This is a genomic window from Veillonella dispar (genome assembly GCF_900637515.1).
GTDB lineage: Bacteria > Bacillota > Negativicutes > Veillonellales > Veillonellaceae > Veillonella > Veillonella dispar.
In genome coordinates, this window is sequence record NZ_LR134375.1 from 1,884,537 (window position 1) to 1,897,293 (window position 12,757).

Here is a 12,757-nt window from a genome sequence, read left to right on the forward strand (position 1 = left end):
CATTGAAGTATCTCTTTTTTTACTCTTCTGTATCAAATGTAACATCTAATGGTTGACGTTCCACAATATTGCGGTAACGAACCTTTGGATAGCCCATTAAGATACCACCAGCAATGATTTTATCTTCAGGCACACCTAATAGCTCCAATAATGGTTCATATTCTGCTTCTCCAGCATGTTCAAAGAAGCCTGCCCAACAAGTGCCTAAACCTAATGTTGGTGCATACAACTCTGCATAAGACAAGCAAGAATGACCACTATCGTGAGTACGATGAATATCCTTTTTAGAACCGATAGCCACTACTAACGCAGGCGCATCACGCAAGATGTATTCCTTACCTTTATCCACTTCAGCTTGTGCTGCACGAGCATAAAGACGCATAATCGGCACAGTTTTCGCAGCTAAATGCATCCACTCAAGAACGAGATCTGCAATGCGGCGCAACTTTTGTTTATCCCGAATTACAATATAAGAAATACCTTGTGTATTTGTTGCTGTGGGAGCCATTCTCGCAACATTTAATACCTTTCGAATAAGCTCAGCAGGAACTGGTTTATTTTGGTAATTACGAATAGAGCGACGGCTGCGTAAGAATAACTCAGCTTGCTCTGGCGTTAACTTTTGTTCTTTTGTGATATCGATTTGCTCTTTACGTGGTGTCATATCACTATCAAGAGCAAGTGTAGGGCAGACAGAAATACAATGCCCACAGGAGATACAACCTCCTTTGCCAGTTACAGGCCCATTTTCGGACATCACTAGCAAGCCTGTCGGACAGTCAGCTACGCAAAGGCCGCATCGTGTACAGACTTCTGTATTGACGGTAAATAACATCTGATAAATCCTCCAAACACTACTATAAAGCCTATTATAACACAATCAATCAAGGGTTATCTAGACAACATATGCTTTTCAAGGTTATTCTCCCTATTTTGATGGGGCCCTATTTCATTTCTACAACCTAGTAAAAAAAGTACAAATATACTTGCTTGCTCCGTCCTTCGCAAAGTCGCTGCACAAGTATATTCGTACTTTTTTATAATTATATTTATAAAGGCGTCCCATCAAAATAGAACTACACACTTAAATACATAACACCTAGATAAGCCGATTGTTCTATGTAAAAAGGCTTTAAACTAATGGCGCCACGCCCACCATGTGGGAAAAAATAGCCTGCAGCTAGGCTTTATAGTAGTGGTGCCATGCCCACCGTAGGGGAAGGACTAGCCTGCGGCTAGTCCTTCCCTTCCCCCATCATATAAAAGCATATTGAGTAAATGTCATATGTAGCTTGTGATGGGACTAGTTAATAGTAGGCGCTCAAATAATAAAAAGAGTTCCCTATGCAGCGACTTTGCGAAGAACGGAGCAAAGAGGGAACTCTTTTTATTATTTATTGAGTTGTCGCAATCTAACGGGGCCCCATCACAAGCGGAAAAGGAAATTTACTCAAATGCTTTTATAAGTTCCATGTATTCCGCTTTGTGTGTCATTCTCCATGTACCAAAGTCTGGTTCTGGGGATTGGTTCAAAATGTTTGCCAAGGCTTCCAAGAATTCGGGAATTTTTGTGGCTACGATATTGCCTGCCATTTTACCGAAGTTTTCGGAGCCCATGTGTTCTGAGCCACCGTCTACGAGGATGAATGCTACGGTAGGTTTCTTGTCTACTAGTTTTACAGCGCCATGGAAACCAATTTCACCGATTTGGTGTGTACCACAGGAGTGTGGACAGCCGGAGATGTGTAAACGAGGTAGTTTACTTGTGTCTACACCTTTTTCTTCAAGGTGTTCGAAGATGTCTTTCAAAAGACCATTGGAGTCTTGCATACCAATTTGGCATACTGTAGAGCCTACACAGGACACGGAGCGACGGAAGTCATTTTCTGCACTGTCATCTGTTAATTCTGCAATTTTACGAGCCTCATCAGCAGTAAGGTTGATGAAGAACAATGCTTGGTCCGGCGCAATACGAGCTTCCACTTGATCCAGTGTTACTGCATAATCGAGAGCAGCCAATAGATGTTCTACATTAGCGTCGCCACCTGCCGGATGGTATTCAACGTAGTATAAACCTTCTTGTTTTTGACGGTGAATACGATCATTTTCCACAGAATTATCACGCTTACCTGTTTTTGTAATTTCACAAGCATAATCAGCAGGATTAATTGTTAATTGTTCAACTTCTTTCACCATCGCCAATGTTTCTTCATAGGTCTTGATGAAAGCTTCCGCTCCACCCATTTCAGCAGGCATGTAGCGAGTACGAGCCTTACCACGGTTTTTGAAATTTCCATGGTTAGCAAAGACCATAAGCATAGCTTTCACATGGTACAAAACATCCTCAGGCGCCACATCGTGCGCTACAGGAATACCAATGCGAGGATTTGGGCCAATACCACCACAAGCATATACATCAAAGGTATTGTGTTTTGTTAAATTGAAACCAAGGTCCTTGAATGTAGCATGAGGCGTACTATCGAAGCCATTATCGATACCCATTTTAAATTTGCGAGGAATTTTGATGTAGAACATTTGCTCTAGAAGGAACTCGCTAATAGCCGTTGCATATGGCGTAATATCTAAGGTTTCACGAGGATCAATACCGCGTAAAATACTCGCCACTACATTTGGATTGTCCCCACCAGCACCGCGGTTATAGATACCGTGATCATAGCATTCTTTATAGAGATTTAAAATTGTATCACCATCGAGGCCATGCATTTGCAAGCATTGGCCGGTAGTAAAATGTACGTGTTGTAAGTTATATTTACGGATAGAGTCAGCTAAGAACTGCATGTGCTGATGCGTCATGCGTCCCCCATTGAAGCGCCAACGGCTCATACCAGAGTTAGCACCGCGCTCGGCGTAACTACCATAGGCCCCAGATTGACCTTTATAATCCGCAATAGACATTTCTTTCTTATAGAATTTATGCGTCATATCTTCAAACTTTGGATAGTCTGCAATTAATCGATCTTTCAATTCTTGTGTAATCATACTATTACCCTCTTGGCTTATATCTATTAAGCATAATACAAAACTTTGTATTGGTTAGTATACCATACACGCATACGTATGTTAGTAGCCAAGCTCACAATTTTAATATCAATTACAAATAACATGCTTTACAATCTGTAATAATAATCACTTTTAATTAGAACAATAGAAAATCCTAATCGTACAAAAAAAGAACAGCCCAAAGGCTGTTCTTTCATTATTATTAAATTCTACTATGTAGGAATAATCCTAAGTCTGCCTATTAAACTCGACCTTCATTAGGATTGTTATAGGCATCTTTATCGATGGTACCCATAATCTTATCTACTACGAGAGCATTTGTTAAGGAACCAGATACGTTCAAGCATGTACGGCCCATGTCGATCAATGGATCGATTGCAAGAATTGGGCTGATGGATGTGAAGTACGCACCAAGGCCTGTACCACTAAGGGATACGGATGCAGCCATTGTAGCTGTACCAGGAACACCAGCGATACCAACGGAACCGATAGCGATAACGATAACACTCATGATGTACATAGTCAAATCGAACGGAATATTTGCTACATTAGAGATATATACAACGACAAGTGCTGGGAATACGCCGGCACAACCTTGCATGCCCGCAGTAGTACCGAAGGATGCTACTGTATTAGCTGTTGTAGCATTTACGCCAAGACGTTTTGTCAATGTTTCAACAGTTAACGGCAATACGCCCATAGAGGAACGGGATGTGAAAGCTAACAAGAGCGGAGCTTTTGCTTTTTTGAAGTATGTAATCGGATTGTAACCAAAGCTAGCAATTAAGATAGCTTGAACAACGAACATAATCAAAAGGCCAACGTAAAGCAATACTACGAATAGACCCATGTCTAAAATAGCTTGCACGCCACGTGTTGCCAATGTAGATGCCAACAATGCAACTACGCCGTATGGCATAAGACCAATAATGAAGTCTGCTACCCAAGAAATCAATTGGTGAAGTTCATCAAATAGCTTAGTAAAGATTTCCATGCTATTTGTGCCTGTTTTTTTCAACAAACGAGCAACGCTACCCAAGATAATAGCAAATACTACGATGCCGATAACATTTGTTTCAGCTGCAGCTTGAATTGGGTTACTTGGAATCAATGCACGGAATGTATCAACCATTGGTTTGATTTCACGAATCTTTTTACCAGATTCAACAATATCAAAACCTTGTCCTAAACCGAAAGCATTACCCAAGATAAGACCAACAATAGCAGCAACCGCTACCATGCCTAAATTTGTAGAAACCATGGCAACCACTAATTTCTTAAGGTTTGCACCTGCTTCCATGTGCAAGATAACATGTACAATGGAAATAAATACAATAGGAATAACAAGCATGCGGATCAAATCAATAAAGCCGCCCCCCACTAGAGAGAACCACTTAGTACTTTCTTTGATGTAAACCACTTTAGATGGATCATCTGGGAAGCCCGCAATGATTTGAACTGCAATACCGAGTACGGCACCAACAATGGTACCAATAATAACGAGATTACCAAAGGATGTGCCCTTGCGTTGCAATACATAAATACCGATTAACGCGAGCACAAATACTGCGATAATAGCGATACTTATTGGATTACTTAACATGAGGTAATCTGTAAAGAATGGAATATTCATAATACACCTCTTTAATTCATATCACAATAATAGGTTATGAATTAAGTATAGCATATATCGAAAATTTTACAAGTAAAATAATTCGAATTTTATAAGTTTATCTATGCAGAATCTGCAAGCCCCATAAACACCTTAATCTACATGGATGTACATATGGCTCTATAATTTCATGATTACTATACATCATAATAGAAAGCTAGGTATATAAAAAGGTGACCTTCGTAAGGAAGATCACCTTTAAAATTATTCAGTTATAGCTATACCTACCTAACGTATTAGCGATTAACCAAAACGTAAGTTACTTGGATAGGACCATGAGCACCATCTACAGTAACCAACTCAATATCAGCTGTACGGGATGGACCAGAAATCAAGCAGATATTTGTAGGGAATTTGGATGGATCGTTGTGATAACGTTCAGCCAAGTTTTCCATTGTTTGAGTCATACGTGGGTTGATTGTATCCGTGTACAATACAGCGATATGTGTAGTAGGCAACAAGCTAATAGCACGGCCAGATTCTTCACCAGACGCTTGTACTACAGTAGCAGTTTCAGCAATACCGCAGTATGGGAATGTAATACCGATATCTGCATTGGCAGTGTTGGAGATACATTCTTCACGGCCTTTAGCTGGGTCCCATTGGAAGTATGTACGAGTGCCGCCATTATTAGCTGCATCTTGTTCGAATAATTCTTTTAATTTATATTCATCTACTTCAGGAGTGCTTGGGAATACAACCTTACCATTGCCCCAATCTTCGATAGCTGCCAAAATTGTTTCACCTAATTTATCAGGTGTAGTTTCAACGAATTTTGTACCAACACGTTGACATTGTTCCTTAAACATTGTCAAAATTTGATCTTTATTCAAATCTTTGAACATAGTTTCTTGAGGACCATGGCTGTAATCAAAGTCCTCTACAAATGCAGGGCACATTTCTTGATCACGGCCTAATGCACGAGATAAACGTGCAATAAATTGTTTACGTTTAGCTTCATCCATTATTTTTTCTCCTTCTTCTTGTTCTTTTCATGTTCAGCATATAAGTCACGGAATTTCTTGAACTTCAATGTACCCATTTCTTTAGATTTAGTCCAGCCGTTCATAACTGGAATAGCTTGAGTCCATGTAGGCATATTGCCTTCTTTGTTACTGATCAAGTTCATACCGATAGCACCAGCTTTTGTACCAAGGTCGAATAATGTGGAGTTACCAAACATCTTAGCCGCTGCAGTGAAGATTGCTTCTTCTGCTTTCGGACGAGTTTTTTCGATGTCAGCCATAATATGACGGTGTTCCATCAATAATTCATGCAATGGAATAGCTACTGGACAGTTTTCTGTACATGCGCCGCACAATGTGGAAGCGTATGGAAGATCGCCTGCTACGTCGTAACCTTTGAACAATGGAGTCAATACAGCACCCATTGGACCTGGATATACGGAGCCATAACCGTGACCAGAGATGTGACGGTATACAGGACAGATATTCATACATGCACCACAACGGATACAACGTAACATTTCTTGGAATGTACCACCCAAGATACCGGAACGACCGTTATCGATAATGATGATATGAGTTTCTTCAGGACCGTCAGCTTCGCCAGCACGACCAGGACCAGTCATCATGGAGAAGTAGTTGGAAATTTTAGCACCTACTGCAGAGCGGTTCAACATTTCCATCATTACGTCAAGAGCTTTGAAGTCAGGAACGATACGTTCTGTACCTAAGAAGATTACTTGAGTCTTAGGAATGGAACTAGCCATACGACCGTTACCTTCGTTGGAAACGATTGTGCAAGTACCAGATGCAGCAACTGCAAAGTTACAACCATTAACGCCTACGTCAGCTTTCAAGAAGCGTTCACGTACATAACCACGTACGAAGTGAGTCATTTCAGTAGGGTTTTCTGTACCTGTATAGCCTAATTTTTCAGCAAAGATTTCGCGGATTTTATTACGTTCAAAGTGAAGGCCTGGTACTACGATGTGAGATGGTGGGCTCACTGCAGTTTGCAAAATGAATTCCGCCAAGTCAGTTTCGTTTACTTCAATACCAGCTTCTTCAAGAACTTCGTTCAAACCAATTTCTTCAGTTAAGATAGTTTTGGATTTAACGATCATTTTAGCTTCGCGTTCACGTAGGATATCCAAAGCAATTTGAGTTGCTTCTTTATCGTCGAATGCAAAGTGAACTTTAGAACCAGCTTTTTCAGCGTTTTCAACGAATTGGTTTACATAGTAATCCAAATTGTTAAGAACGTGATCACGAAGTTTAGCTGCTTCTGCGCGGAAATCTAACCATTCAGGAACGTCCGCAACTACTGTATTACGTTTATCATAAAACACGTCTTGTGCTTTTTTGATAGCTGCTACTTTGAAATCATCAGCCAAACATTCTTTTATACGTGTTTTATAGGGGCGATTGTCATATATAAGTGCCATGTCGTCTCCTCCTTAACGGCAGTTTAAGATTTCAGCAATATGCATTACTTTGATACGGCGATCGATTTCGCCTTCTTTGTGAAGACGGTCAAGCATACCAGCGATGTTCATCAAGCACGCTTGGTCAGAACCGGAAATAACGTTAGCACCTGTGCCAGCGATTTCCAATGCTTTTTCGCGTGTCATAACTTCACTAATTTCAGGGTTCTTAACGGAGAATGTACCGCCGAAACCACAGCAACGGTCTGCACGTGGTAATTCAATCAAGTTGATATCTTTAACATTTTTAAGGAGTTTGAATGGAGGCTCTTTAATGCCCATCAAACGAGTAACGTGGCAAGAAGTATGGTATGTAACGGATTCGTTAAAGCGTGCGCCTACATCTTCTACACCTAATACGTCAGTAATAAATTGAGTGAACTCGTAAATTTTGCCGCTCAATTTTTCTGCACGTGCCAACCACTCAGGTTGATCTTTCAAGAAATGATGATATTCATCACGGATTGCAAATGCGCAAGAGCCGGACATGCTGACTACATATTCAGCGTTTTCGAAGCATTCGATTGTATTCTTAATTGCATCCATAGCTGCTTCGTTGTAACCAGAGTTAGTGAACATTTGGCCACAACATACTTGTTTCTTAGGCACTACGAGCTCGCAGCCTAATCTTTCAAGTACTTCTACACCAGCCATGCCTACATGTGGGTAGAACATGTCAATCAAACACTGTTGGAAAAGATGAATTTTCATATTATCGTCCTCGTCTTTTCTAGTACTTAACCTAATAAAAAATTTTGATATGTATGTGTTATGGCAAGAATTCTAGTGAAAGGTTTTCAATAATTTTCTGCCCGAAACATTACTTATGCTTTCAAATAAATATTCAAAAGCTTTATCGATATAATTATAAATTAATCATATAGAAAATGTCCAAAGGATTGCTATATTAGTATGTACCCTTTTATTTCTTATATCGTTATGACTTTTTGTAATAATAAACATTGCATTTTATCACATATACCTACTTATTTATAAATGATTCTTGTGAAAGTCCCGTAAACTCTAGATTTTGGGAATGTTTATCATTTTGTATTCTTCAATGGTTCTCATATCGTTATTTACCTATAATTCATTGAATATTTATATAAATAGCCTTTAAATTTCAAATTCATGTAATTTTTATCCTTATATATTACATTTTCTTATAGTAGTGTATAAATTTAAAAAGTGTTATAATTTATTTTATATAAGTATAGTTTGAAAGGAGCCTTTTCAATGAAACTAAATAAATTATCTTTATCCTTGGCAATTACATTAGCCCTCGGTTCTACATTCGGCATGGCTCACGCCGAAACAACTGCGGCGCACGCAAAAGCCGAAGTATCTAATGTTGCTACAAAAACTGATACTGCAGCTAAATCTGATGTGAAACGTGTAGATACATCTGTAAAAAATGACGCTAAACGCGTTGATACTTCCGTAAAAAACGATGCTAAACGCGTTGATACTTCTGTAAAAAACGATGCTAAACGTGTTGATACATCTGCTAAAAACGATGCTAAACACGCAACTACAGTTGTAAAACATGATGCTAAGCATGCTGATGCATCCGTTAAAAGCGATGCAAAACATGTTGATGCATCTGCCAAAAATGACGCTAAACGCGTAGATACTTCCATAAAAAACGACGCTAAACGCGTTGATACATCTGTAAAAAACGATGTTAAAGAAGATGCTGCTAAAGTAGAAGGTAAAAAAGCTGTAAAAGCTAAAGAAAACTTACCTGCTGGTGTATATCCTGACACTAAAGATAACTGGGCGCGCGATGCTATCCAAGCAATGACACAAGCTGGTTACCTTTCTGGTTACGCAGATAACACATTCAAACCTGGCGCTCAAATCACTCGTGAACAAGCAGCTGCTATTTACGGCAAAGTATTACAACATAACTTAAACGAACAAGAATTAGCTGATATTGTAACAAAAGAATCTTCTACATCCTACTCTGACGTAGAAGCAGATCGTTGGTCCAGCTCAGCTATCAAATTAGTAAGTGCTGCAGGCGTAATGGAAGGCACATCTAAAACAGCTTTCACACCTAGCAAAACTATGGACCGCGAACAATTCGTAGCATCCGCAGCAAGCTTGGCTAAGAAATTAAATCTTTCCACACCTGTAAAAACAGAAAAAGTAACATTCAAAGACGAAGCTAGCATCTCCTCTGCTTACTTGGCAGATATCCAATACATGGCACAACGTGGCATCGTAGCATCTGGGGCAACTGAAAACTTTAACCCTAAACAACCTGTAACAAGAGCACAAGCGGCAACAATCTTAAACCGCATGCTTAATGGTGCTGGTCTTGCAACACCAAAACATACTACAACTGAAGCTAAAGCTGAAACAGCTGTAAAAGAAGATGTAAAAAAAGCTGATACAGCAGCAGAAAAAGATGCATCTAAAGTAAGCAAAGATGCTAAAAAAGATGTAGCTAAAGCTGACAAAGCCGTAAAAGCTGATGCAAAAAAAGTTGAAAAAGACGTAAAGGGCAATAAAAATACTGCAGTAGCTCAAAAAACTGAACCTACTCGCACAGTTCGTCCTGTTCGTCGCAGCACGTTAAAAGCACTTGATCAAAAACAACAAGCTGCTTTGGAAGATAAAGTATTCGCTGAATTGAATAAAACATACAAAACAGAAGATGCTTTCCAAGATTACGGTGTAATGTACTGGCGTGACAATCAATTACACGTAGCATTGAAAACAGATAGCGATATTTCCACAGTTAAAGCAAACCTTGCAGCACGTGGTGATTCCACTGTAAATAACTACGTTGTAGTTGAACCATCCCAATACAGCCAAACTGAATACGATGCAATCGATGCGAACTTCCGCAACTATTACAACAAAAACGAAAAAGCTGGTACAATTCTAGCTACATTCCCAGATGTAGAAAACAACCAACTTTACGCTGTTGTAACAACTGCATCTAAAGCAACTCAACAAGGAATCTCAAAATTATTCGGTTCCAAAGTAAAAATGACAGTTAAACGCTAATCGGCGTTCACTCAACTAGCCAAGGCAGCGTATACGCTTAGTATTACGCTGCTTTGTTTATATCACTATGCATGCCTTATTATTCGCTATATAATGAATATAGATTTTATTGTTGATGAAAGTTTATATTCTAGGCTATCGAGCCTTAGCCTTTACCATAATTAGGAAGGATTTTTATGTACAAGAATACCCCTTACCCATTACGTGCCCTTGTTCTTGGCACATTATTAGCCGCAACAAGTTTCGGTTTTGCTTCTGCAAATACTACAACTCATGCTCCTGCCACTGCAGTAGCATCCACAAAGGTTGAAGCGCCTACAGTGGCCTCTACGCAAGCAGTTACTATAAACACAGCTGCTCCTAATGTAGCAACAACTAAAGCAAAGGCTCATAAATTTGATGCCGCTAAAGCTGCTACACCTGTAGTTGTGAATACATCTATTGGTACGCCTCAAGACATTCAAAAAATTCGTGCCCACATTTTCTCCGATGTGCCTAGCAATTTTTGGGCTGCCAATTCTATCAGTACGGTAACAAAAGCAAATCTAATGAAAGGTTATTCTGACGGTACATTCCGACCTAATCAACCTATGACTCGTGAAGAAGTAGCTGCCCTCTTCAACAACATCACTGATGATGGTACTGCAGCATTCTTATCTAGCAAATTTAAAGATATTACATCCGACCGTTGGTCCGCTCTCGCTATCGAATCCGTAGCGCGTAAAAACATCATCAGCGGTTATGGCGATAACACATACAAACCAGAAAAATATATGTCTCGCCAAGAATTTGCTGTAGTAGCAGACAACTACATTCACTACTTAGGATACACAACAGAAGATCCAACAGCACTTGATAGTGTTGCTTATGGAGACCAAAAATTCGTAGCTCCTTGGGCTCAAGACGCAGTTCGTGAACTTGCATACCTTGGCTTCACAAACTACGCTCCTGGCACATTATTTAACCCTGAAAAATATGTAACTCGTGCTGAAGCAGCTGAGATTGCATACCGCATGACACAAACAGAGCAAGCACTTGCCTTCCACAATACATTGTTCAAACAACAAGTAGAAAGCAAAACAGCTACTATTATCGACAAAACATTAGGCTATGGCAATGACTTCACTAAATTCCGTCAAGACGGTGCCCTCTTCTGGGATGGTGGAAAATTACATGCATCTTTAACAGATAAGAAAAAAGCAGAGGCTGTTGCTCATGCAATCTCTGAAACACAAGATCCTCAACTTGAAAGTGCTCTTGTTGTATCTCAAGGCAAATTAAATCAAGCACAACTTGAAGATTACCAATCTGACGCTATTGATTTATACAAAGCAAAAGAGCCAAAAGGTAACATCATCTCCATCCGTCCTAACGACGACACAAGCGCTCTTATCATTACAGCTGACTCCGTTCAAAAGGACACTGTGAAAGCTTTCAAAAAGAAATTCAAAAACAATGTAGTCGTAGAATTACCACAACCTGAGACAGTAAAACCGGATGCAGCAATTCAATTCCCATTACCTCCACGCGTAAACTACTACGACACAACAAACAAATAATTAAATAATCGCAACGATAAAAAGCCGTGTAACTACACGGCTTTTTGTTTTACCCTCATTCAAAGCTAAATAGTAATCTCCCTTTATATTTTAATTGCTATAATACAAAAAAGAACCGCCCCTAAAGGAGCGGTTCTTCTCACAATTAAACAGCTGTTACTATACACACATAATCGAATTCACATAGTTCGATTATTTTTTTGTTACATCATTTTGGCGGTCACGTAAGTTACCAACTGGTACATATACGGTACCTGCACTGTGGATTGTATCCACGTCTTGTTGTAATACCATTACAACAGAATAATCATCAGTTGTGTAGAATTCAGTAGGCATTTTATCGATATTTACTTCGCCGCCCAATTGATTTTTCACATCTTGATTATTCTCGATAGCATTCACTAATTCTTTTTTGTTAAGACCACCAAGGTCATACAAGGATAATTGACGACCTGTTGTAGTGTTGAATGTGAAGCCTTTTACATAGTTGACGCCATTAGCATCACGATCACGCATTTTGTACGTATGAATCAATACACTGAAAATACCATTTTTGTCTGTTTTAACATCGTAGTACATAACTACATTTGTTTTATCAGCTTCTTTGGCATTCAATTTTTCTACGTCGTTTTGTACTTTAGCAACGTATTTTTTGATAGTCATATTGATTGCTTTCTCTACAGTTGGGCTAACAGATTTAACTGTTGGGAACACTAGATCAAGATGATCTGTAGTGGATTCCACTGGAGATACAGCCACCTCTTTACGGTCCATATAGCGGTCCGCATTTGGTGCTACCACTTCAACTGCATTGCGATCAACTTTTGTTGCTACAGAGCGTAACGCACGGTTTTGCTCAGGTGTAGCAGTGCTAGAAATACGATATGTTAAATCGTTACGATTTACTTTATTCGTATCAGCTGGAGCTGCTTGTACTGTAGCAGTGTCTTTAGTTACAGGAATTTCGCTTGCTGCGAAGGATACCACTGGCAACGCAGCAGCCATCATGATGAGTACAGACTGTTTTAATTTCATTGT

The 12,757-nt window shown here is 39.5% G+C and carries 9 protein-coding genes; 2 read left to right on the top strand and 7 right to left on the bottom strand.

From position 1 onward, the window contains the following. Positions 1–19: 19 nt before the first annotated feature. The 6 genes from EL171_RS08900 to EL171_RS08925 all read right to left on the bottom strand — a co-directional run bounded on the left by EL171_RS08900 (position 20) and on the right by EL171_RS08925 (position 7,853). Positions 20–835: a nitroreductase family protein gene (locus EL171_RS08900; RefSeq protein ID WP_016476398.1), complete on the bottom strand. Its 816-nt coding sequence runs from the start codon at positions 833–835 to the stop codon at positions 20–22. A 611-nt stretch (positions 836–1,446) separates the two neighbouring features. Continuing rightward, positions 1,447–3,000 (bottom strand): nitrite/sulfite reductase, encoded by a 1,554-nt coding sequence (locus tag EL171_RS08905; RefSeq protein WP_005385197.1) that lies wholly within the window; start codon positions 2,998–3,000, stop codon positions 1,447–1,449. 262 nt (positions 3,001–3,262) lie between these two features. Further along, on the bottom strand, positions 3,263–4,654 hold the full coding sequence (locus EL171_RS08910) for a cation:dicarboxylate symporter family transporter (protein WP_005385195.1): 1,392 nt from the start codon (positions 4,652–4,654) through the stop codon (positions 3,263–3,265). Between the two features lie 275 nt (positions 4,655–4,929). After that, positions 4,930–5,658, bottom strand: a complete 729-nt coding sequence (locus EL171_RS08915) for a LutC/YkgG family protein (RefSeq protein ID WP_005385194.1) — start codon at positions 5,656–5,658, stop codon at positions 4,930–4,932. Beyond that, entirely contained in the window at positions 5,658–7,103 is a 1,446-nt protein-coding gene (locus EL171_RS08920; protein ID WP_005379682.1) for a LutB/LldF family L-lactate oxidation iron-sulfur protein, read from the bottom strand. Before EL171_RS08920 ends, EL171_RS08915 begins: the two co-directional genes overlap by 1 nt. 12 nt (positions 7,104–7,115) lie before the next feature. Continuing rightward, positions 7,116–7,853, bottom strand: coding sequence for a (Fe-S)-binding protein (locus EL171_RS08925; RefSeq protein ID WP_005385192.1), 738 nt, complete (start codon positions 7,851–7,853; stop codon positions 7,116–7,118). 525 nt (positions 7,854–8,378) lie between these two features. Between EL171_RS08925 and EL171_RS08930 the strand changes: the two genes are divergently transcribed. Both EL171_RS08930 and EL171_RS08935 read left to right on the top strand, forming a co-directional pair. Beyond that, positions 8,379–10,160, top strand: coding sequence for an S-layer homology domain-containing protein (locus tag EL171_RS08930; RefSeq protein ID WP_039968887.1), 1,782 nt, complete (start codon positions 8,379–8,381; stop codon positions 10,158–10,160). A gap of 176 nt (positions 10,161–10,336) precedes the next feature. After that, positions 10,337–11,719: an S-layer homology domain-containing protein gene (locus EL171_RS08935; protein ID WP_005385187.1), complete on the top strand. Its 1,383-nt coding sequence runs from the start codon at positions 10,337–10,339 to the stop codon at positions 11,717–11,719. A gap of 192 nt (positions 11,720–11,911) precedes the next feature. Here the strand turns inward: EL171_RS08935 and EL171_RS08940 are convergent, their stop codons facing one another. After that, positions 11,912–12,754 carry a polysaccharide deacetylase family protein gene (locus EL171_RS08940; RefSeq protein ID WP_005385186.1) on the bottom strand — a complete coding sequence of 281 codons (843 nt, stop codon included), beginning with the start codon at positions 12,752–12,754 and terminating at the stop codon, positions 11,912–11,914. Positions 12,755–12,757: the final 3 nt, after the last annotated feature.